Here is a 21,891-nt window from a genome sequence, read left to right on the forward strand (position 1 = left end):
TGAGTTTCACTATCGAAGCGAAAACAATCTCAGGTGTTACTGTCTCTGGTTTCGGGCAGAGGCAATGAAAACGGCAAGTTGCAGGCCTCCAAGTAATATAAGCCCGCCTGCAATCCATAGAGAATTTCCATGAACCGCGTATACCACTGGTTGGAGCGCCGAAGGCAGGTTTATGTCAAGTGTTTCGTTCATTTGTGGATCAGTTAACCGGACTGCCCGGCCGTAGGAATCGATCAGTCCGGATGCCCCTAGCGATGCCGAGCGCACCATGGGCAACCCTTCTTCAATCGCCCGGTAGCGCGCCTGATTGAGATGTTGGCGCGGGCCGGCCGAATTTCCATACCACGCATCGTTGGAAATATTGAGCAGGAAGGCTGGCCGGTTGTCCCCGCGCGGTGCAAAGCGGGGAAAAATCACCTCATAGCAGATCAGCGGCGCGAAATCAGGCAGCCCGGCTATCGAGAGAGTTTGCGGCCCCGGCCCGGGTGTGTAGTAGGGCGCGTTCATTGCCAGGGTGGTGAAGCCGAAAAGTCCGGTAATCAGCTGCACCGGATTGCCTTCACCGAACGGTACCAGACGCACCTTGTCGTAGATGGCTTCAACCGCGCTAGCATCCTGCGATATCTGCAAGGCGGCCAGCGAGTTATAGTAAAGCTCGCCTTCGGGGAAGCGTTCCCGGCGCGTCACCCCGCTCCATAGCCTTGTACCTTCGGGCAGCGTGTCCTCGATGCGCACCAGAACGCGGGTGTCTTCCAGCATCACGGTGGGAATGGCGCCCTCCGGCCAGATCACCGCGTCCACATCCTCAAGGCCGGGCTGCATGGTCAGGTCGAGATAGGTCTGGAGAATGGGCAGCCGGTTGGCGTAGCGCTTCTCGCGCTGATCGACATTGACCTGCACGATGCGCAGCCGTGTGTCGGTGAGGCTGTTGTCAGCTCCGGCGAGGCGCGTACTGCCCCAGCCCCACATTCCTGCCAGCATCACGGTGCTCAGGGCCAGCGGCAAGGCGCGCACCAGCCAGTGACCGCGCCCGGACAGGGCCGCCGGGCTGGCAAAGGCAAAGAGCACGAAGGCGGAAAGCCCCAGCGCGCCAATCAGGCTCGCCATCTGGCTGATAGGCGTTCCCGCTTCAAAGACATGGCCGGGCAGATTCCACGGAAAACCCGAAAACAGCACCGAGCGGGCAAATTCCACGATCGTGAACAGCACGGCGAACACGCCGATGCGCATAGGCCCGTCCGGCGCAAAGCGCGTGTAGAGACTGCTCGCCAGCCCCCAGAACAGGGCAAGCCCGCCCGGTAGCAGGGTCAATGGCGCCCAGATCAGCCAGGCATGTTCCTCGGCGCTGACGAGGAAGGCATTGGCCACCCACCATGTACTGCCAAGGAAATAGCCGGCGGCAAATGCCCAGCCGCGCCAGAAGCCGGCGAGCAAGCGCCGCTCGCGCCCCCGCGCCGCGTCCAGAGAGAGGACCAGCAGGACAACACCTAAAATCAGCGCTGGCGCGGAATGGAAGGGCGCATGGGCCAGCGTGGAGACAAGGCCGAGCGCAAACAGCGCTAGCCCGATGCGCCAGCCCCTGGCCGTCTGCCACCGGCCAAGCAGTGCCACGCTCATATGCATGCCGCGGCGGGCCAGATCAGGGATACGCATTATTGCAGGTTCGCGGCGTCTCCGGCGCCGTCCTTGCGCGAACGGATACGTACCCGGCGGATGCGGCGCGGATCGGAATCGAGAATTTCAAACTCCAGCCCGGTCGAGTGGGCGATCACCTCGCCGCGTTCAGGCACCCGCCCTGTCAGCATGAAGACCAGCCCGCCCAGCGTATCGACATCCTCGATCTCGTCTTCGGTCGCCACCGGACGGCCCAGCGCCTCGGCCAGCTCATCAAGCGATGTGCGCGCATCGGCCTCCCAGACATGGGGTCCGCGCAGCCGGATCAGCGGACCTTCGGCCTCGTCATGCTCGTCATCAATCTCGCCAACGATTGGCTCCAGCAGGTCTTCAAGCGTTACCAGCCCGTCCGTGCCGCCAAACTCGTCAACGACCAGCGCCATGTGCATGCGGCGCGATTTCATCCGCACCAGCAGGTCCGCCGCGCGCATGGAGGGCGGCACATAGAGCAGCGGGCGGCGCACCTGCGGCAGGATTTTCGCCGCCGCCCAGTCCTCCGGGCGCTGACCGTCAGGATTGCCGGCCAGATGGGCAATCAGATCCTTGATGTGCACAACGCCGACCGGATCGTCGAGGGTTTCGCGATAGACCGGCAGGCGCGAATGGGAGGCGTCGGCGAACAGGCGCGCCGCATCACCCAGCGGGGTATCGATATCCATGGCCACGATGTCGGCGCGCGGCACCATCACATCGGCCACGCGCAGCGCATCGAGCGCGTTTACATTGAAGGAAAGCTCCCGGTCGCCAGTCTGGCCCGTCTGGTTTCCGCCCGTCTCCTGCGCTTCGGTGCCAGGACCGTTGGCAAGTTCCGGAACGGGGCGCCGGTGTATCGCGCCTTTCAGCCGGGCCATGAGACTTCGTCTTGGCGGATCGTCACTCATCACGCTCATATGCGTTCTTTATAGGGATTCGCGATGCCCAGCCGGGCAAGGGCCGCGATTTCCACTGCCTCCATCTGTTCTGCCTCGGCCTCTTCCTTATGGTCAAAACCGTTAAGATGAAGAACGCCGTGCACCGCAAGATGGGCCGCGTGATCCACAAGCGCAATGGCGCGCGTGTTGGCTTCGCCCTGACAGGTCTCGAAGGCAAGGGCGACATCGCCGGGATAGTGCTCCGATTCCGGTGCCGGGAAGGACAATACATTGGTCGGGCTGTCCTTGCCCCGGAAACGCTGGTTCAGCGATTGCAGCTCGCCGTCGCCGGTAAACAGGATCACGGCCGGACCGGGCCGCGCCCCGTCAATCAGCGACAGGGCGGCCGCGACCGCTTCAAGGCAGCGCGCTTCCAGCCCGGCAACCATCTGCCAGCCTTCGTGCTCGATCACGATCTCGCAGGCCGGTTCATCCACCATGTGTCTTGTCCGCCTGCTCATAGGCATCCACGATCATGCCCACCAGATCATGGCGGACCACATCAGCGCGGGTAAAGCGCGTGACCGCAATGCGCGGTACATTGCCCAATATGCCCAGCGCATCGGCCAGCCCGGACGGCTCGCGCGGGCCAAGATCCACCTGCGAGGGATCGCCCGTGACCGCCATGCGTGAACCCTGACCCAGCCGGGTCAGCATCATGCGCATCTGCGCACGGGTGGTGTTCTGGGCTTCATCGCAGACAATGAAGGCCCGGTTCAGCGTGCGCCCGCGCATGAAGGCGAGCGGTGCCACCTCGATACGGCGCTCCTCACGCATCTTGTCGACAACCTTCTGGGTCAGCGCATCGCGCAGAGAGTCCCAGATTGGCAGGAGATAAGGGTCGATCTTCTCGTTGAGATCACCGGGCAGGAAGCCCAGCCGCTCGCCCGCCTCCACAGCCGGACGCGTGATGATAAGCCGGTCAATCTCTCCGCGCGCCAGCTTGGCCGCGCCCCACGCCACCGCGAGCAGGGTCTTGCCGGTCCCGGCAGGGCCGACCCCGAAAATCATATCGTAGCGTGTCTCGTCTTTCAGCGCGCGCACATAGTCCGCCTGACCATTGGTGCGGGCGGCAAAGCTCACCCCGCGCGGCACACGGATGATGGTTTCCTCACCGGCGCTGACCGGCGTGTCGTCCATCCGGCAGGCGGCGCGCACGGTTTCAGGATCAATGACAAGGCCGGATTCCACGCGTGCATACAGCGAATGGATCACGCGGGCCGCATCGGTGCGCGCGCGCTTTTCCCCGCCAGACAGCAAGAGCTGCCCGCCGCCGGGCGCTTCGACATGCACGCCAAGCTCGGTTTCCAGCGCTATCAGATTGGCATGGCCGGGGCCTGCCAGTGCGCGCACATGGGCGGCATCATCGAAATGCAGGGTTTCTGCAGGCGCGCGCCCGGCGCGTTTGGGTCGCGGGGTCCGGCTCACGCGGCGCAGCTCTCCCCATGCAGCAGACGGGCGCCCAGCGCATTTTTCGAGGCGGAGACGATCTCCACCATGGCGATCTGGCCGATCAGCTCCCTGGGTCCGTCACAATGAACGGCCTGCAGATAGGGGCTGCGCCCGCCCAGCTGGCCGGGATTGCGCCCCTCGCGCTCGAAGAGCACAGGCAGGCGCTTGCCCACCATCGACGCGTTGAAAGCCTGCTGCTGGGCGTCCAGCAGGGCCTGAAGCCGGGCCAGACGCTCTGTCTTCACCGCTTCATCCACCTGTCCGGCCATGGCCGCGCCCGGCGTGCCGGGACGGCGCGAATACTTGAACGAGAAGGCTGAGGCATACCCGACCGTCTCGACCAGCTTCATCGTATCGGCAAAATCGCTTTCCTGCTCGCCGGGGAAGCCGACGATGAAATCTCCGGAGAGGGCGATATCGGGGCGCAGCGTGCGCAGCCGCTCGATAAGCGCGATATATTCAGTCGCCGTGTGCTTGCGGTTCATGGCTTTCAGGATGCGGTCAGAACCCGCCTGCACCGGCAGGTGCAGATAGGGCATCAGCTTTTCTTCTGATGCGAAAGCCTCAAGGAGGTCCTCATCCATGTCGTTCGGGTGTGAGGTGGTAAAGCGGATGCGGTCAATCCCGCCAATCATGGCCAGATGCCGGATCAGGCGCGCCAGCCCCCAGCGCCCGCCTGCCTCCTCGCCTGCAGGCGCTTCGCCCGAATAGGCGTTGACGTTCTGGCCCAGCAGGGTGATCTCGCGCACGCCTTGCGCCGCCAGCGCGCGCACTTCTGCCGTGATCTGGGCGGCGGGCCGCGAATACTCCGCGCCGCGCGTATAGGGCACCACGCAGAAGGAGCAGAACTTGTCGCAGCCCTCCTGCACCGTCACGAAGGCGCTGAAACCTTCCACATGACGCTTGGGCGCAGCCAGCGCGTCGAACTTTTCCTCGACCTCGAACTCGGTCTGAAGCGCTTCGCCGCGCTCGCGATGCACGCGCGCGATCAGTTCGGGCAGGCGGTGATAGGTCTGCGGGCCGACCACCAGATCAACCACTGGCGCGCGGCGCTGGATTTCCGCGCCCTCGGCCTGCGCCACGCAGCCAGCCACCGTCACCGTCATCTGCCCGCCAGCTTCTTCCTTCTCGGCTTTGAGCGGCTTTAACCGGCCGAGCTCGGAATAGACCTTCTCGGCGGCCTTCTCGCGGATATGGCAGGTATTGAGGATGACAAGATCGGCGCCCTCTGGCGCATCCGCCGGCTCATAGCCGAGCGGGACCAGCAGATCGCGCATGCGCTCTGAATCATACACATTCATCTGGCACCCATAGGTGCGGATGAAGAGGCGTTTTCTGGTCTTCGGGTTGCTGGCAGGCGCGGTCATGATGGCTATATGCCCAAAGGAGGCTGAACACACGCACGTGCATAGCAATTAGCAGAGCCTACGGGCAACCGTTGAGTACAAGAGATCAGGGCAAAGGAAGCGGCATCTGAACGCCTTTTAAATCCTCTGCCCAGCGGATAAGAGTCTCTAAATCCAGCGTGTTACTAATGTCCGTTTTTTCAAGAGATGAAATAGAAGATTGTCTTATGATATCTGGCTGCCCGTTGCTCGAATTTTGTTCGGCAGTAAGTCTTGAGAAGAGCAGCAATTGACCAGATGTTACACCAATCATGTTAGCAAAAACTTCTATGTGCCAATACTCAATTCTTCGCTCATCATAAAGTATTTCTGAAATATTTCTTCTGATGCTTCTCTCTGTTAACTCGCCGATTCCATACTTTGACGCATATGAACTCTTAATGGTTCGTGCCAGCTGCGTTATGTTTCCGCGATGTTTATGATTTGCTATATCAATTAGAAGGAATCGGAGGCTTTGGGGGTTCTTCTTGTCTTTGCCCGCTTTTATCTTTGCAATTCGGGTCATCAGGTGGCACTCAAATAATAATTCAGTTAAAAATCAATTTGTTAATAGGTGTTTAGGTCAGGACCTGGCCAATTCATGATAGCATGTCGTTCCGATGTGCGATATAGTTAATGAGGGCGCGCCACTGGGGCGAGCCCAACCTTACATGGAGGCGCTGATGTTTAGGCATCAAACTCCGGTAGGGTGGTTCTGGCAACGCTTTCGACAGCTTGCCCGGGCCTTAGGAGGGCTACTTAAGGCGCTAGGACGGCTGACAATCTGCCTTACGTTAAGATTGACAGCCATCCTGCTAGTGTCGCCGTTAGTGATGACACTGCTAAGTGCCACCCTTCCGTCCAAGGGAGCTCTGGACACGGATCCAAAGCCCCATAGCCGAGAGCTTATTGTTTAGCCCACGCTAAGCTCTCAACACCTGAACCGGCGAATCACTCGCCGGTTCTTTCTTTTCTACACCAAAATCTGGACTCTTGCCAGATCGTTTGGCCAAAATCCGGCCACGGCACCTGTTTTCGAGGTGCGGAACCTACCCATAGTTGGATCGATTGACAAGACCCGAAAAGCAAATTTCTTAATCAAAAGTTAATGCGGCAGGCAGTGGCGTAAAGCTAACTGCTACTCGCCGTCTTTGAGTTTCACCGCGTAAAGCTCCAGCCGGTGATCGACGAGCTTGTAGCCGAGGCGGCGCGCAATGGCTTCCTTCATCTTCTCGATCTCTTCGTCATAGAACTCGACGATATCGCCGGATTTGAGATCGATCAGGTGATCGTGATGATCCTCGGTCGCTTCCTCATAGCGCGATCGGCCATCGCGGAAATCGTGGCGCTCGATAATCCCGGCATCCTCAAACAGACGCACGGTGCGGTAAACGGTTGCCAGCGAGATGCGGTTGTCCACACTCGCGGCGCGGCGGTGGACCTCTTCAGCGTCCGGGTGATCTTCAGCTTCCGACAGGACGCGCGCGATCACGCGGCGCTGATCGGTCATGCGCAGACCTTTTTCGATGCATATCTGTTCAATGCGATCTGACATGGGTCAGCCTCCATGAAGCGCGCGCCTGCGCAAGGCCGTTATATGCTGTCCTTAGCCCTGCAGGCCAAATCTGTCCATTCCTGCTATAGCCTGCACGACATAATCAGCGCATCCGAGCCATCGCGATAATAGCGCGCGCGGTGTCCCGCTTCACCCCAGCCAGTGGAGCGGTAAAGCGCGATAGCCGCGACATTGGTCACCGAGACTTCGAGGAATGCGCTGGCCGCGCCGCGCCGCCGCGCCGCTTCCAGTCCGACTTTGACCAGCGCCCGGCCAGCACCCGCCCGGCGCGCCGATGGCAGGACGGCCAGGGTGAGCATCTCTGCCTCATCGGCTATCGTGCGCATCAGGATGAAGCCCAGCGGCGTGCCGCCTCTGGCCGCCAGCAGCGCGTCCATGCCCGGCCCCGCCAGCAGGGTGGCAAAGGCGGCTCCATTCCAGACCTCCCCGCCATCAAAGGCTTTCGCGTGCAGGGCGGCGAGCAGCTCGCTGCTCTCGGGCCCGGCCGCAAGGATGTCCACGCTCACGGGATGATGCCGCCCGGCAGCGCCGCATCCGGCGGGCGGGCATAATGCGGGCTGGGCAAGGGCGTGTTGCCGTCTGCTTCTCGCGTCAGCGCCAGCAGCGCCATAAGAGGTGGATGATCCACCCATGGCGAGGCCGGGTCGAGAAGATGTGCGCCAGACCCGGCAAGGTGGGTTGCGCCGCTGGCGGCAAGGGCTTCAAGGGCGGTGCTCACATCGCTGCGCACCGGCTCGCCCCGCGCAGCGCCGTGGCTGAACACCTGCCAGACCAGCTCGCCGCGCCTCGCGTCATGGACGGCGAACACCGCCGCGCGGCCTTCAGGGTCGGCTTCGTGTGCCATCGCCGCCAGGCTGGAAATGCCAACTGCCTGCGCGCCGCTCGCCAGTGCCAGCCCGCGGGCAAAGGCGGTGCCAGCGCGCGTGCCGGCAAAACTGCCCGGCCCCGTCGCTACACCAATGCGCCAGAGTTCGCCCGGCACCATGCCAGCTTCATCAAGCAACTCACCCACCAGCGGCGCGAGCCGTTCGGCCTGTCCGCGCTCCATCGCCTCGTCGCGCTGGATGATCTGGCCATCGGCCAGTTGCAGTGCAGCCGCGCACCATCGCCCGGTCGTGTCGATGACCAGAACCGGGCGGGAGGCGGTATCGTTTGCCATGAAGGGCCTATTTCAGAATGCGCGCAGCCTCGTCAAAGGAGAGGCGCGGCAGGCGCGGGAAGAGCTTTTCCTCCGTTCCATAGCCGATATTGACCAGGAAGTTCGAGCGCCAGTGCTTCATTTTCGGGTCGGACGCGAAAAACTCCTCATCCACCTTGGCATTGTCAAACCCGCTCATCGGGCCGCAATCAAGGCCGAGCGCGCGGGCAGCAAGGATCAGATACGCGCCCTGCAGCGTGCCATTGCGCACGCCATTGGCCTTGCGCGCATCGTCGGAGGCAAACCATTCCTTGGCACCGGGATCATGCGGGAAGAGCTCCGGCACTTTCTGGTGAAATTCCCAGTCCCACGCCACGATGGCCGTGACCGGCGCACTCATCGTCTTGTCGACATTGGACGGGATCAGGAAGGGTTTGAGCCGTTCCCTGGCCGCGCCTTTCAGGAAGACAAAGCGCGCGGGTGAGTTATTGGCGCTGGTCGGGCCGTATTTGAGAAGGTCATAGAGCGCCTGGATCGTCGTGTCCGACACATCCTTGTCTTCCCATGTGTAGAAGGTGCGCGCGCCGCGGAAAATCTGATCCAGCGCGTGGTCGGGCAGGGTTTTGTGGCGGTCGGCAAGGGCAAGCTCGCTCATGGCAGGGCTCCTCTTGAGATGTGCGCCAGTCTTGAACCGGCAGGAAGGGCTTGGTCACGAGATAAGCCACCAGCTTCGCACTGGCCATGGCCATGCTGGAAAAACCGCTCTTCCCCGAAATAGTTTTTCCTGATGCTCCGCACATCCGTGCGTCGCTGCGGGCAATCCCCGATCTAGCCGGGGACAGGCAGTGCCCGGCGGCCGGTCGGCCTTGCAGGCCGCTTTGCGGCCTGAAAAGCGCGACTGCGCGCCCGCGACTGCCTGCCCCCGGCCCCGATCGGGGGTCGCGGAACATCGCAACGCGGATGCGTTGCGGAACTAAAAAACCCCCTTAAACCACCGCCTCGACGCCCAGAACCTCCGGCACATAGTGCTTCAAGAGGTTCTCGATCCCGCTTTTCAGCGTCATGGTCGAGGACGGGCAGCCCGCGCACGCGCCGCGCATATGCAGGCTGACAATGCCGGTCTTTTCGTCATAGGCGTGGAACACGATATCGCCGCCATCCTGCGCGACGGCCGGGCGCACGCGAGTATCGATGACCTCGCGGATTTCCTTCACGATGGCCGCTGTCTCGCCCTCATAGACGGTTTCGGCCTCTTCGCCGGAGCCGGAGAAAAGCGGCTTTCCCGATTGCAGCACATCCATGATCGCGCCCAGCACCGCAGGCTTGATATGGACCCATTCGACGCCCTCGCCCTTGGTCACCGAGACGAAATCGGACCCGGCAAACACGCGCACCACGCCTTCAACCGCGAACAGTTCGCGCGCCAGCAGCGAGGATTGCGCGTCTTCGGGCGTTGCAAAATCACGCGGGGTCTCCGGCGCAATCTCCTGTCCGGGCAGGAATTTCAGCGTATCGGGATTGGGAGTGGTTTCGGTCTGGATGAACATGACGGGTCGGGCCTTTGTCGAAAGCCGGGGCAGGGCTGTGCCGGGTTCAGCCCCTCACTTGGCCCTGAACGCGTCCGCGTTCAACCCTGCAGGCATCAGGGTTACCGGTCAGGTAAGCGCCTTTATCGTCTCCTCGGAGAGATCGCCCGGTACCACGGTTACGGGGATGGCGCGCTCGCCAAACAGGCCGCGCCCGCGCGATAGCGAGGTGACAAGCGGGCCGGGGCCATCACCCTTGACGGCAGAACCGAGTACGAGGATGGAAATGCTCTCATCCTCTTCGATCAGCTTGCGGATGCAGTGTATGGCCTCGCCTTCGCGCACCAGCAGCTCGGGCCGTTCACCGGTGACGCCTTCAATGTCCTCGGCCAGGCTTTCCAGCGCTGCTTCGGCCTCTTCCATCGCTTCGCGCCGCATGGTCTCGCCCACGCCCAGCCAAGGCTCGACGCTCGTGGGCTCGATCACGGCCAGCACGGCCACCTTGCCGCCTGTATTGTTTGCCCGGTGCGCGGCATAGCGGGCGGCGGCGGCGGACTCTTCGCTGCCATCACCGATCAGAAGGAATTTTCTCGTGTTCGCCATGGTTCGACCGTGACGCTTTCTTGACGCGGCGGCAAGAGGGCGTCATCTGCCTTGCATGACCCGCTCACGCAAAACCTCTGCAACCGCCTCAAAACCGCTCGACCGGCTGGACGATTGCCGCTCCGCCGCCTCGCCCGTGCGCCAGATCACGCTCTGGCCCGACCGGCTGGAGGAAACGGCGGAAGGTGCCCTGGTGCGCCGTATCGCCATCGAGGCGGTAGATGAGGTGCGCCTGAGCGTGGAGCCATCAGGCATTGGCGCGAAAGACCCTGCCCAGATCATCTGCCGGGTCAGCGCCGGGGCGAAGACGATCAGTTTCTCCTCCCTGCGCTCCACCGGCATCCTCAAATGGGAAAATCAGGCGGACCGCTTCGCCCTGTTTCTGCGGGCGCTTCATGGCGCGCTGAAAGACCGTGACGGCGTCTCCCATGTCGAGGGCGCGCCGCTCAAAGCGCGGCTGAAAGCCTTCTTGCCCGCGCTTGGTGTGGGCATTGCGGGCATGGTGCTGGCGGGCTGGGCGTTTACCGCAGGCCAGATCATTATCGGCCTGATCGGCCTCGTCCTCGCGGTCACGGGCGGCTATTCGGCCTGGATTTTCCGTCCTACGTCCGACAAGCCCTATGATCCGGCGAAGTTCGGCTAGCCCAGAAGGGTCTTGAGACCCGCCGCAAACAACGGCCCGCACTGGTCTGCATTGGCCGGATAGTAGAAGGGCTCGATCAGCTCGATCTCCATCAGCTTGAGATCGCCTTCCGGCCCGCGCACCATGTCGATGCGCGCATAGAGCAGCGCCTCCACCCCGCAATGGGTGCAGGCGGCATCAAGGCACTGGCGGGCAAGGGCAATGTCGGCAGGCGAGGGCGCGTAGGGCGTGTCCACCCCGCCATACATGCCCTGAATGCGGTAATCGCCCTTGGCCGCCCGCTTGATGACCGCGTGGGAAAACTCACCGCCAAAGAAGAGCAGCGAATATTCGCCCTCCTCCTGAATGGCGGGCAGGAAAGCCTGGATCATGGCCCGGCCGGGCGGCAAGGCTTCTGCTGGCGGCAAGGCTTCGCCGCGCCTCACCCGCGCCTGACGCCATGCGCCCGCGCCCACGACTGGCTTGACCACCAGATCATCGCTGGAGAGCGTGTCGAAAGCCTGCGCAATGGTCTGCGGCGTGGCCAGATCGGTCCAGACCGTCTCGATCACGGGTGCGCCAAGCGCTGCCAGATCGCGCAAATAGGTCTTGTCCATGTTCCAGCGCACGACATTGAGCGGGTTGAGCAGCGGGCCTGCTGCGCTGGCCCGTGACAGCACCTGAAGGAAGCGCTCGGTCTTGTCCCAATAGTCCCAGGTCGGGCCGACCACCACACCGGCATAGGCTTCCGGATCAAATCCTTCGTCCCAGACGACCGGCTCCAGCGCGAAACCGGCATCCCGGCAGGGCGCATCAATGGCGGCAAACTGCTCGGTAAACTCGTGCGCATCGCTGCGGGCCTCGAGCCGGTGCGCGAGTACGTTCGCCGAGACGAGATAGGCAATGGCGCGCATGGAATGTCTCGCATCTGTCTGACTGCTGGTCCGGCTCTAGCGTCACCGCATTTTGCGTCAAGGGCCGGGTGGCAGCACCGGCCTGAATCCGCAGCCGGGCTTGAGTGTGCGCCGTGCAGGCGTTAAGCCCACGCCCGCACCGCAACCACAAGGATTACCACTCATGGCCCCCACCCGCTTCGACGTGATCGGCGTCGGAAACGCCATCGTTGATGTCATCGCCACCGCCGATGACGCGTTTCTCGGCCAGCACGCCATCGAGAAAGGCGCCATGACGCTGATTGACGAGGAGCGGGCGAAAGCCATCTACGCCGCGATGGGTCCGGGTCAGGAAGTTTCCGGCGGATCGGCGGCCAACACGCTGGCAGGTGTGGCGAGCCTTGGCGGGCGCGGCGGCTATATCGGCAAGGTGGCCGATGACCAGCTCGGCGAGATTTTCGCCCACGATCTGCGCGCGATCGGCGTGGACTATTCAACCGCGCCTCTTAACGGCGGCCCGGCTACCGCGCGCTGTCTCATCCTCGTCACCCCGGATGCGCAGCGCTCGATGAATACCTTCCTGGGCGCCTCGACCCTGTTTTCGGGCGAAGATGTGGACGCGGCGCGCATCGCTGATGCGCAGATCACCTATCTGGAGGGTTATCTGTTTGACCGGGACGAGGCGAAGGCCGCCTTCGTGGCCGCGGCTGAAATTGCCCGCAAGGCGGGCCGCAAGGTCGCTCTCACCCTCTCCGACCCGTTCTGTGTTGACCGTCATCGCGCCAGCTTCCGCCAGCTGATCGCCGGGCATGTCGATGTGGTGTTTGCCAATGAGGTCGAGCTGAAATCACTCTACCAGAGCGATGATTTTGACGCCGCCCTGTCGCAAATCCGCGCCGAGACGCGCATCGCCGCCATCACCCGTTCGGAAAAAGGCGCGGTCATCGTGTCTGGAGAGGACAGTGTTGCGGTTCCGGCGGACCCGGTCGAGAAGCTGGTCGATACCACCGGTGCAGGCGATCTGTTTGCCGCCGGTTTCCTGCTGGGACTGGCGCGCGGCGCCGATCTGGAAACCTGTGGCCGGCTGGGCGTGCTGGCAGCTGCAGAAGTGATCTCCCATGTGGGTGCGCGCCCGCTGGTGAGCCTGGCGGAGCTGGCGGCCCGGCGCGGTATCGCGATCCCGTCCGCCGCGTAGCGATTACGGCAAGCCGTTTCAACAGGTTAACAGTATCTATCCGGGTGCTTAACACGATTTTCAGCAAGCTCTGAAAATCTGCCTCTCCTTGCCGCACCATCCGGTTCGACAACCGGAGCCGTGTGGCCTTGTCACGAGAGGACACATGGCTCCGCTTCGCCACGCCCTGTCACGCATGATGCGCTCGCTCGTGATGAAATTCACGGTGCTGTGCGCGTTTGTGCTGATTGCCGCAACATCGGTGATGACCGGCATTGGCTATGTGTCCAAGTCTCACGACAACCGGCTCACCGCGCTCGCCCATGCCGAGCTGATGTCACAGGTGCTGGCATCCAACCTGGCTGAGCAGACCTCCCAGCGTGACGCCCGCCGTCTGACGACCGGGCTGGGCGCGTTCGGGGAGCGCGCCGATGTCCAGGGTGCCTATATCGTCGATACGGCCCGCGATGTGCTCGTCAGCGCTGGCAATGTGGCGTTCGCGCCCGGCGAGCGCAGCACCGATGCCCTCGTGCACGGCGCACTCGGCTCGGTGGATACCCGCACCGAGATTGTCGGCGAGCTGATCCGCGTGGCGCAGCCCGTCATGCATCATGGACGGCTGGCCGGCGCGGTCGTGATCGATGTGCCGGTTGCAGCGGTGTCGCGCCCGGCTGCCGAGATTTTCCAGCGCCAGATGCTTGTCGGCCTCGTGGCGCTGCTCATTTTCCTGCCCCTTGTCGCCTATGTCGTGCGCACGGCGCTGGGACCGATCCACAAGCTCACCGAGGCGGCCCGTCTCGCCTCCTCGCGCAAGCTGGACATGCGTATCGATGTGCGCACTGGCGACGAGCTGGAAGTGCTGGCAAACGCCTTCAACCGCATGTTTGCGCGTCTCGATGCCTCGATGAAGCGCATCCACCGTCTCGCCTATGTCGACATGGTCACCGAGCTGCCCAATCGCGAGCGTTTCCGCAAGGAAGTTGAGCGCGTGACACGCCGCGCAGAGGACGATGGCACCGCGGGCGCCGTGCTGTTTCTGGACCTCGACCGGTTCAAGCGGGTGAACGATTCCCTGGGCCTGGGTGAGGGTGACCGCCTTCTGGAGGCTGTGGCCCGCCGTCTGCGCGAAACGGCGCGCGGCTGGGATCTGTCTCAGGGCGAGGACGGAGCCGAGCCGTCACTGGTGGCGCGTCTGGGCGGTGACGAGTTCACCATCCTTCTGCCGGCGCTGCGTGATCCGGCCGATGCGGCTCGCGTGGCCCGCCTGGTGATTGATGCGGTTCGCCGTCCGTTCGAGATTTCCGGCCACCGTGTCTTCCTTGGCGTATCGGTCGGTGTGGCGGTCTTCCCGCGCGATGGCGGCGACCCTGAAACCCTGCTGCGCCACGCCGACCTTGCCATGGCCTCGGCCAAGTGCGCGGGCGGCAACGCGTTTGAGTTCTTTGAATCCAGCATGAACCAGACCGCTTTCGAGCGCCTGGTGCTGGAAGGCGAGCTGCGCGAGGCGGTGCGCGACGATCAGCTGGTTGTCTTCTACCAGCCGAAAATCTCCATCAAGGACGGCTCGATTGCCGGTGTCGAAGCGCTCGTGCGCTGGAACCATCCCACGGCCGGCCTCCTGTCTCCGGGTACCTTCATCCAGGCGGCTGAGGAATGCGGCCTGATTGGCGAGATTGGTGACTGGGTCATGCGCCGCGCCTGCACCGAAATTGCCGATATGAACCGGCGCGGCTATGAACTGCCGGTCGCGGTCAATGTGTCGGCTGTCCAGTTCGAGGATGAGGGTTTCGCCGACAGCGTGCTCGACACCTTGCGCGAAACCGGGCTGCCAGCCTCCCTGCTGGACCTGGAGCTCACCGAGTCGGTGGCCATGCGCCAGCCTGAGCGCGTGCTCGAGCAGATCGAGCCGCTGCGCGCCCGCGGTGTCGGCTTTGCCATTGACGATTTCGGTACCGGCCATTCCAGCCTGTCCTACCTGACGCGCATGCCGTTCGATGTCTTCAAGATCGACCAGAGCTTTGTGCGTGACATGTCAAAAGACCCCCACGCGCGCATCGTGGTGGAGACCATTCTGGCCATGGCCAGGGCCCTGAAGCTGCAGACAGTGGCCGAAGGCGTGGAGACCAGCGAGCAGCTGGCCTTCCTGCGCGAGCAGGGCGCGACCCTGGCGCAGGGCTATCTTTTCGCCCGCCCGATGCCGCTGTGCGACCTTGTCCAGTATGCCGATGACGAGAAATCCCGGGCGCAGCGCGCCAGCGCCTGACGGCCTGTACGGCGCGCGGAAAGCTGTGGCGAATTCGCAACGCGCAACACCTTTCTACAATTTAATTGAACAAGCGCCCCTGCTTGTGGCATAAATACACGTGCGGGCCGCAAGCACTCTGACCCGCTCACTCTGGCACGGCGTCGTCCCCCGCAATCCGTCCAGGGTCAGGCCAGCTCCGGTTGATCCCCTCCCGGCGCAGCATGTGGCAGTCACGCGGTCCCGATCGGCGCCCGATGGTCCCCTCACCATCGGGCGCCATAGTTTTTGCGGTTCCGCTCTGTTCCGGCGCAGGCCGGCGCGCTAGACAACGCGTATGGCTCCTTCTGACTCCCCTGATTCCGGCGATGATGTGATTGCCCGCCTGCTGGAGGAAATACCCCTCCTCTACAAGGCGCGCGCGTTTGCAGAAAGCATTGCCGATCCGGCTTTTTTCTCCCGGCTCGGTGAAAGACTGGATACCCGCGAGACAACGCTGGCCCGTGCCTATCTGGACGGGCTGGGCTTTCCCGATGCCGATCCCGCGCCGCTGGGTAGCTGGGAGGAGGCGGCGATTGCCGCCGAGGCGCTCGACACCGATCCGCTGGCCTGGGAGGCCGAGGAGATGCTGCGAGCAGGTCTCGTCGAGCGGGCACTCGAACGCCTCGACCCGGAGGGGCTGGAAGCCGCGCTGACGCTGGTGGCGTCCTCTGTTGGCGAGCTGGCGCGCGAAGCTGCCGAGGCGGCCGCCGCGATGGACGACATGTATGATGAGAGCGTGGTCAATATCGCCGCAGGCGGGCTGATCCAGGCGGCCAATGGCGCGGTGCTGGTGCTGCTCGCCGAGGCCGAGGACGATGTGCCCACCCATCCCTTCCTGGCCCGCTGGCGGCTTTATGTGCGCGGGCGCTGGCCGGTCGGCGTTGCCGGATCGACCTATAATATTCTCTAGACCCCTTGCCTGTCTGAAGGAGCGATGATGGCCGCCCTGACCCTTGCCACCTGGAATATCAACTCGGTCCGCCTGCGCATCGATCAGGTCGCGCGCTTTGCCGATATGGCAAAACCGGATGTGATCTGCCTGCAGGAAATCAAGTGCATGGAGGATCAGTTTCCGGCCAAAGCCTTCAAGGATATGGGCTATCCGTATTTCCACGTGACCGGTCAGAAGGGCATGCACGGCGTGGCCACCGTCTCGCGTAGCCCAATAGACGTGCTCGAAGACTGTTCGGTCTGTCCCAAGGGCGAGGCGCGCCACCATGTCGTGCGCATCGAGGGTGTGGAGTTTCAGAATTACTACATCCCCGCTGGCGGCGACGAACCCGATGTGGAGATCAATCCGCGCTTTGCCCACAAGCTCGATTTTCTCGATCGCTTTGGCGCGTACCTGGAAAAGCGTGGCAAGGCGGGCGGCGATGTGGTGCTGGTGGGTGATCTCAACATCGCCCCGCGCGAGCATGATGTCTGGTCGCACAAGCAGCTCTTGAAGGTCATCTCGCACACGCCGGTAGAGACCGAAGGGCTGGAGCTCGCGCGCACCAGAGCCGGCTATCTCGATGTCGCGCGCGAGCTGATTGCCGAGCCGGAGAAGATCTACACCTGGTGGAGCTATCGCAATCGCGACTGGCGCAAATCCAATCGCGGCCGCCGGCTCGACCATATCTGGGTCTCGCCCTCTTTGCAGGCCGCGGCCACTACCCATGGCCGCGAGGGCTTTACCATCTGGGATGAAGCCCGCGACTGGGAAAAACCCTCAGACCATGTGCCGGTAACGCTGAAGCTGGGGTAGGCCCTAGTCCACTCCGTGCTCGTGTGGAATGAGTTCCTCATTGTCGAGGCCGGTGGCAAGGCGCCATGCGGCTTCCAGGATCGGGCGTTTGAACCAGACATCGAACCGGCCTGCCCAAAACGGGTCCCCGCCGGTAAAGCGCGGCTCCAGCGCGCTCCAGTCGAAATGCTCGCGCACGCCGTCAAGATCATGGCCATCGGCCACCAGCGCCTCGGTCTGGTCCGCGATGGACTGCAAGGTCTCGATCAGAAGATCGACATAGGCCCAGTCTGTCATCATATCGCCATGGCCAGGCACGATCAGGTCAACATCCATCTGACGCAACTGGCGCAGCGCCTGCGCCCAGCTCTCCGGGTAGCTGAAAAAGCCGTAGGGGGTGGGATGGACCACAGCGTCGCCGGCGGCGATGAAACGTGCATCCGGCACGTGCAGCATGATGTCTCCCTTGGTATTGCCGGGGCCGAAGTGAACAAGCCGTACGGCCCGTCCGCCCAGATCGATCTCCAGGCTCTCCTCGAACACCACATCAATCTGCGGTATCTGCGAAATCCGCACCTGATCCTCGATCAGCTCTGCCCAGACCAGCGCCTGTTCCAGCCAGGCCCGGTTGTGTGCAGCAAGGTCCGGATTGGCGAGCGCGCCTTCCAGTTGCGCCTGAAATGCGCCCGGCGGCGTGGCTTCCGGATTGCGTGCTGAATCCATCAGCGTGCTGTCCATGACGGCGCGGGTGAAGCTGTGACTGACGGTAACAGCGTCCGGCCATGCCGCGCGCAGCGGGGCGATGCCCAGATGATGATCCCCGTGCCAGTGGCTGATGGCGATATGGGTAACGGGAAGGTCCGTTTCGCTACGGATTTTCTCCGCTACACGCTCGGCCTGCTGGGGCGTGCCCCCGCCATCGAAGACCAGAACGCCGGTCTCGCCGATCACAACCACGCTGGTGCCGGTTACAGGCAGGCGCGCCGACTGCGGCCGCACTCCGGTCCAGATGCCCGGCGCCGGGCTTGTCCAGTCCAGCTCGAACGGATCGCGCTCGGCGCTGAAATCGGGCGCTGGTGGTGGAGCAGGGGCAGCTTCAGTCAGGGCGAATGCCGACGACAGGGCGAGCGATGCTGCCAGCGCTATAGGGATAATCATGTCAGGGGAACTTTTCTGTGATGGACTGGAAAACCCAGCCTAGTCACCGTCCGCCCGGCAGGCATGTTAAGTTATGGTCATCGAGTGGTAATGGCGCGGCCAGCGCGCAATTGTCCGCAGTGCCCGGCCTCACCCTCTCAGCGCGATGATCCCGCACTGGCCGCCGAACTGGCCGGCATGGCCGTCGCGCGCGGCCCGTCGCGACGAGAAAAAGCGCTCCTCATCAGCAAAGGTACAGGCGCGGATGCGGCTGATATGGTCTTGCGCCACACCGGCTGACAGAAGCTGGCGGTGAACCGCCTCGGCTACATCCAGCCCCGCCCCGCCCTCGGCATCCATTGCCCCGGCAAGGCGCTCGTCGAGCGCGCCAAACAGCCCCCTGAAGGCGTCCAGAACCTCCGGTCCGACGCGGTAGTTTGCCTTCGAGATCGCCGGACCAATAGCAGCGCGCAAGTCTTCCGACCGGCTGCCATAGGCCGCACCCATCGCCGCGATCGTGCGCGCGGTGATATTCTTCACCGTGCTGCGCCAGCCCGAATGGATGGCACCAACGGCATGATTGACCGGGTCGTGCAGCAGCACCGGCACGCAGTCGGCAACCTGCGTACATAGCGCAAAGCCGCTCTGGCTGGTTATCAGGGCATCGCCCTCACCCACCGACCAGCCTTCAGGCGGCCCATCGGCCTTCAATACCGTGTCGCCATGCACCTGATTGGCAAAGACCAGCCGGGTAACGCCCAGCGCGCGGGCCACCCGCGCCCGGTTCTGTGCGACATGGTCCTTATTGTCGCCGCGCGACCAGCTGAGATTGAGGCTATCAAACGGGCCTTCGCTAACCCCGCCCGTACGCGTGGTGAAGGCATGGACAATGCCCTCGCCCAGACTGTCTGCGAAGAGGAACTCCAGCCGGCTCATGGTGCCGCCCCGCCAAGGAATCCGCTGCGGTCGCGCCCCAGATCATAGGCTTCGCGGGCGTCGGCGACCCGGCCCAGCAGGGCATGCAGCGCGGACCAGTCATCATCGGCTGCAATCGGCGCCCAGGCCGCCTCCGTCGTCTCGAACACCATGTCCGTTGGATCTGCCTGCGCAAAATAGCGGTGGGTCAGGCGCTCAGGGCGCACGGTTTCGCGCGCGCCAAACCCTTCAAGTGCTACTTGGAACCCTTGAGAGCGATAGTGTTGCCCGCGTGGGCCAGCGAAAGCGCGGTCCTTCGAGGCCATGCCGCCAAACCAGTCGAAAACCACGCCTTCAAAGGGCAGCTGGCTCTCATGCATGAAGCGCAGCAGGGATGTGAGGAAGGCCCCGTCCGCCTCGCCGCCAAGCGGCGCTAAGCCAAGCCGCTGGTGCCAGGTCTCGTAGAGCGCGGCGCGGTACTGGTCCGGGAAAGTCATCAGCGCCTTGATGAGGCTGTCTTCCTCGCCGATCAGGCTCAGCGCGCCAGCCAGCTGCTCCAGCGCCCACAGGACGGATTCCGGCTGGCGGCCATAGGCATAAAGCCCGCCCTCATCGAAATAGGCTGCCGTGAAGCCCGGCTCGAACCAGGGCAGGAAGCGCCACGGCCCGTAATCAAAGCTCTCGCCCGTCACCACCAGATTGTCGGTATTCAGCACGCCATGGACAAACCCTGCCGCCATCCATTGCGCGGCCAGCCGGGCAAGCGCGGCGGTGGTGTGTTCGAGAAACGCCGCTGCACGCGCGGGCGTATCGCCGCCTGCCGCGCCGGGATGGAAATGCTCGATGGCGTAATCCATCAGCGTTTCAATCAGGTCCGGGCGGTTGAAATACGCATGGCGCTGAAACATGCCGATGCGCACATGGGAATGGGAGAGCCGTGTCATCACCGCAGAGCGTGTAGGGCTTGGCTCATCGCCCCGATGCAGTTCTTCACCCGTCTCGAAAATGGCGAACGTCTTGGATGTGTAGACACCGCGCGCTTCGAGCATTTCAGCGGCCAGCAGCTCGCGCACCGCGCCTTTAAGGGTCAGACGGCCATCGCCCGTGCGTGAAAACGGCGTCTGGCCCGATCCCTTGGTGCCGAGATCGAGAAGCCGGTCTTCGCCGTCCCGCAATTGCGCGAAAAGAAAGCCCCGCCCATCCCCGATCTGTGGGTTATAGGTGCGGAACTGATGGCCGTGATAGCGCAGCGCCAGCGGGGTTTCCTGATTGCCGGGCAGAGGCTCGAACCGGTGGAAATGGGCACCGCGCGGCGCCGCATCCAGATCGCCCAGCCCCACAGCTTCGGCCCAGCGCGCATTCCACCAGCGTTCAATGCCTGCAGGGAAACTGGCGGGCTCCACCGGATCGGCAAACTCACCGCCCAGCGCGGAAAAGCGCGGATCGGGCTGGTAGCGTGCGGCCATCAGGCCAGACCTTTGGCGAGCGCCCTTGCCGCCCTCACAATCGCTTCCGTCGCCTGAGGCAGGATACGCGTCATGTTGAGAAATCCGTGCGGCACGGTGTTGAACACCACCCTTTCCACCGGCACGCCGGAGGCGGCCAGCCGGTCGGCATAGGCTGCCCCTTCATTCACCAGCGGATCAAGCTCTGCCGCCAGTATGAAGGCCGGAGCAACGCCTTTGAGATCATCCGCCAGCAGCGGCGAGACGCGTACATCGCGCACATCATCAAGGCTGCGCAGATAGCTTTCCTGGACGCGCTTGAGCACCTCGCGAGACAAGAGCGGGCCCTCCTGCCAGGGCTGGCGGGCGCGCTTGATTTCCACGAGCTGCAGCAGCGGATAGAAAAGGAGCTGAAATGCCACCTTGCCGCGCCGGTGCTGCGCGATGACCGCGGCCAGATTCCCGCCCGCTGAATCGCCGCCCACAGCCAGCCGTCCGGGCGCAAACCCGTGATGGGCCAATGCGCCCTCGTGCACCGCATCGAATGCGGCCAGCGCGTCGTTCACGGCGGCCGGGAAGGCGTGCTCTGGCGCCTTGCGGTAATCAACCGACACCACCCTGACGCCTGAAGCCGCGGCGAGGCGCTGGCACAGCGCGGCATGGGTATCGATATCCCCGACCACGAACCCGCCGCCATGATAATAGACCAACCCGGCGCCATTTTCCGCCGCATCAAATGGCCGCCAGACCCGTACAGGTATCGGCTCGGACGGGCCGGGCAGGGTCAGGTCCTCAATGGCCTCGACGCCCGGCGGGTCCAGCTCGGTGATGGGGATCATGCGGCGCAGCGCCTCACGCATGCCCGGCGCGGTGCGCTCCGGCGTGAAATGGGCGGCAAGGTCCGCGAAGGCTTTTTCCGGGGTCAGCATGCAACAGACATAGTTCGGCCTGCACGCCCTGAATGGCAAGTGTCAAAAGCGCGCGGGGCCGGAGGCTGCCTAATGAAGCCGGATCGGACCTGCTGGCGCGATGCGCCCCGAAAGAGCATCCTCGATCTCGCTTTTCAGCGCGCGCCAGGCGGCCGCGCTTTCTGCCTCCCCCTTGTCCTCCATTTCCGCAATGGCCTCACACGCATAGCCGAGCGCCCGCGCCCCATGGCGATCCACAAGTGTGAAGGCGATCTGGCGGATATCAGCAGGCGTAATGCGCGAACGGCGGGTGGCGGCTATCGATTGCAACGGGCTGGTCTCCAGGTCTGGCAGGCGGCAAGTCCTGGCCACAACGCAAGGGACGGGCCACGCCGGAACACCAGCTAACATCTTGAAATAATGTGATATCGGTCAGGTTGATCCAAGCTGTCTGCTACTGCCTGCGCGCCTATCGGCCATTCTTGCCGGGTACACTTCGCCGCCGCGTGCTGGTGCGTGGCT

The 21,891-nt window shown here is 63.4% G+C and carries 23 protein-coding genes; 5 read left to right on the forward strand and 18 right to left on the reverse strand.

Annotated features, from left to right (window positions below):
- Positions 1–36 precede the first annotated feature (36 nt).
- The 12 genes from lnt to AB6B38_RS11910 all read right to left on the reverse strand — a co-directional run bounded on the left by lnt (position 37) and on the right by AB6B38_RS11910 (position 10,265).
- Positions 37–1,653 (reverse strand): apolipoprotein N-acyltransferase, encoded by a 1,617-nt coding sequence (gene lnt, locus AB6B38_RS11855; RefSeq protein ID WP_371393062.1) that lies wholly within the window; start codon positions 1,651–1,653, stop codon positions 37–39.
- Positions 1,653–2,525, reverse strand: a complete 873-nt coding sequence (locus AB6B38_RS11860; RefSeq protein WP_371393063.1) for a hemolysin family protein — start codon at positions 2,523–2,525, stop codon at positions 1,653–1,655. Before AB6B38_RS11860 ends, lnt begins: the two co-directional genes overlap by 1 nt.
- 35 nt (positions 2,526–2,560) lie before the next feature.
- A complete protein-coding gene (ybeY, locus tag AB6B38_RS11865; RefSeq protein WP_371393064.1) occupies positions 2,561–3,025 on the reverse strand; it encodes an rRNA maturation RNase YbeY in 465 nt (154 codons plus the stop codon).
- Positions 3,015–4,013, reverse strand: a complete 999-nt coding sequence (locus AB6B38_RS11870; RefSeq protein ID WP_371393065.1) for a PhoH family protein — start codon at positions 4,011–4,013, stop codon at positions 3,015–3,017. The genes ybeY and AB6B38_RS11870 overlap by 11 nt, the downstream gene beginning before the upstream one ends.
- Positions 4,010–5,404 (reverse strand): tRNA (N6-isopentenyl adenosine(37)-C2)-methylthiotransferase MiaB, encoded by a 1,395-nt coding sequence (miaB, locus tag AB6B38_RS11875; RefSeq protein WP_371393066.1) that lies wholly within the window; start codon positions 5,402–5,404, stop codon positions 4,010–4,012. Before miaB ends, AB6B38_RS11870 begins: the two co-directional genes overlap by 4 nt.
- Positions 5,405–5,489: 85 nt before the next feature.
- Positions 5,490–5,948 carry a hypothetical protein gene (locus AB6B38_RS11880; RefSeq protein ID WP_371393067.1) on the reverse strand — a complete coding sequence of 153 codons (459 nt, stop codon included), beginning with the start codon at positions 5,946–5,948 and terminating at the stop codon, positions 5,490–5,492.
- Positions 5,949–6,560: 612 nt separating this feature from the next.
- Positions 6,561–6,977: a Fur family transcriptional regulator gene (locus AB6B38_RS11885; RefSeq protein ID WP_371393068.1), complete on the reverse strand. Its 417-nt coding sequence runs from the start codon at positions 6,975–6,977 to the stop codon at positions 6,561–6,563.
- An 83-nt stretch (positions 6,978–7,060) separates the two neighbouring features.
- On the reverse strand, positions 7,061–7,504 hold the full coding sequence (rimI, locus tag AB6B38_RS11890; protein WP_371393069.1) for a ribosomal protein S18-alanine N-acetyltransferase: 444 nt from the start codon (positions 7,502–7,504) through the stop codon (positions 7,061–7,063).
- Positions 7,501–8,157 (reverse strand): tRNA (adenosine(37)-N6)-threonylcarbamoyltransferase complex dimerization subunit type 1 TsaB, encoded by a 657-nt coding sequence (gene tsaB, locus AB6B38_RS11895; protein ID WP_371393070.1) that lies wholly within the window; start codon positions 8,155–8,157, stop codon positions 7,501–7,503. Before tsaB ends, rimI begins: the two co-directional genes overlap by 4 nt.
- Positions 8,158–8,164: 7 nt before the next feature.
- Positions 8,165–8,791 carry a malonic semialdehyde reductase gene (locus tag AB6B38_RS11900; protein ID WP_371393071.1) on the reverse strand — a complete coding sequence of 209 codons (627 nt, stop codon included), beginning with the start codon at positions 8,789–8,791 and terminating at the stop codon, positions 8,165–8,167.
- A 331-nt stretch (positions 8,792–9,122) separates the two neighbouring features.
- Entirely contained in the window at positions 9,123–9,683 is a 561-nt protein-coding gene (locus AB6B38_RS11905; RefSeq protein WP_371393072.1) for a NifU family protein, read from the reverse strand.
- A 108-nt stretch (positions 9,684–9,791) separates the two neighbouring features.
- Positions 9,792–10,265, reverse strand: coding sequence for a universal stress protein (locus AB6B38_RS11910; RefSeq protein ID WP_188451366.1), 474 nt, complete (start codon positions 10,263–10,265; stop codon positions 9,792–9,794).
- 55 nt (positions 10,266–10,320) lie between these two features.
- Here AB6B38_RS11910 and AB6B38_RS11915 point away from each other — a divergent pair, with 55 nt between their 5' ends.
- Positions 10,321–10,908 carry a hypothetical protein gene (locus tag AB6B38_RS11915; protein ID WP_371393073.1) on the forward strand — a complete coding sequence of 196 codons (588 nt, stop codon included), beginning with the start codon at positions 10,321–10,323 and terminating at the stop codon, positions 10,906–10,908.
- Here AB6B38_RS11915 and AB6B38_RS11920 read toward each other — a convergent pair.
- The gene (locus tag AB6B38_RS11920) at positions 10,905–11,801 is read right to left on the reverse strand and encodes a RimK family alpha-L-glutamate ligase (protein ID WP_371393074.1); all 897 of its coding nucleotides are present in this window, start codon (positions 11,799–11,801) and stop codon (positions 10,905–10,907) included. The two genes, AB6B38_RS11915 and AB6B38_RS11920, sit on opposite strands and share 4 nt — an antisense overlap.
- Positions 11,802–11,964: 163 nt before the next feature.
- Between AB6B38_RS11920 and AB6B38_RS11925 the strand changes: the two genes are divergently transcribed.
- The 4 genes from AB6B38_RS11925 (at position 11,965) to xth (ending at position 16,985) form a co-directional block, all read left to right on the forward strand.
- On the forward strand, positions 11,965–12,975 hold the full coding sequence (locus AB6B38_RS11925) for an adenosine kinase (RefSeq protein ID WP_371393075.1): 1,011 nt from the start codon (positions 11,965–11,967) through the stop codon (positions 12,973–12,975).
- Positions 12,976–13,120: 145 nt separating this feature from the next.
- Positions 13,121–15,217: a putative bifunctional diguanylate cyclase/phosphodiesterase gene (locus AB6B38_RS11930; protein WP_371393076.1), complete on the forward strand. Its 2,097-nt coding sequence runs from the start codon at positions 13,121–13,123 to the stop codon at positions 15,215–15,217.
- 316 nt (positions 15,218–15,533) lie between these two features.
- Positions 15,534–16,148 carry a hypothetical protein gene (locus AB6B38_RS11935; protein ID WP_371393077.1) on the forward strand — a complete coding sequence of 205 codons (615 nt, stop codon included), beginning with the start codon at positions 15,534–15,536 and terminating at the stop codon, positions 16,146–16,148.
- A gap of 27 nt (positions 16,149–16,175) precedes the next feature.
- Complete coding sequence (gene xth, locus AB6B38_RS11940; RefSeq protein WP_371393078.1) at positions 16,176–16,985, forward strand: exodeoxyribonuclease III; 810 nt, start codon at positions 16,176–16,178, stop codon at positions 16,983–16,985.
- 3 nt (positions 16,986–16,988) lie between these two features.
- Here xth and AB6B38_RS11945 read toward each other — a convergent pair whose 3' ends face one another.
- From AB6B38_RS11945 to AB6B38_RS11965, 5 genes are all read right to left on the reverse strand, one after another.
- Positions 16,989–18,122, reverse strand: coding sequence for an MBL fold metallo-hydrolase (locus AB6B38_RS11945; RefSeq protein WP_371393079.1), 1,134 nt, complete (start codon positions 18,120–18,122; stop codon positions 16,989–16,991).
- 129 nt (positions 18,123–18,251) lie between these two features.
- Positions 18,252–19,037: a peptidoglycan editing factor PgeF gene (gene pgeF, locus AB6B38_RS11950; RefSeq protein ID WP_371393080.1), complete on the reverse strand. Its 786-nt coding sequence runs from the start codon at positions 19,035–19,037 to the stop codon at positions 18,252–18,254.
- Positions 19,034–20,482 carry a protein adenylyltransferase SelO family protein gene (locus tag AB6B38_RS11955; protein ID WP_371393081.1) on the reverse strand — a complete coding sequence of 483 codons (1,449 nt, stop codon included), beginning with the start codon at positions 20,480–20,482 and terminating at the stop codon, positions 19,034–19,036. Before AB6B38_RS11955 ends, pgeF begins: the two co-directional genes overlap by 4 nt.
- On the reverse strand, positions 20,482–21,390 hold the full coding sequence (locus AB6B38_RS11960) for an alpha/beta hydrolase (protein ID WP_371393082.1): 909 nt from the start codon (positions 21,388–21,390) through the stop codon (positions 20,482–20,484). The genes AB6B38_RS11955 and AB6B38_RS11960 overlap by 1 nt, the downstream gene beginning before the upstream one ends.
- Before the next feature lie 69 nt (positions 21,391–21,459).
- Positions 21,460–21,699: a hypothetical protein gene (locus AB6B38_RS11965; protein WP_371393083.1), complete on the reverse strand. Its 240-nt coding sequence runs from the start codon at positions 21,697–21,699 to the stop codon at positions 21,460–21,462.
- Positions 21,700–21,891: the final 192 nt, after the last annotated feature.

The sequence above is a fragment of the Glycocaulis abyssi genome (assembly GCF_041429775.1).
Lineage (GTDB): Bacteria > Pseudomonadota > Alphaproteobacteria > Caulobacterales > Maricaulaceae > Glycocaulis > Glycocaulis abyssi.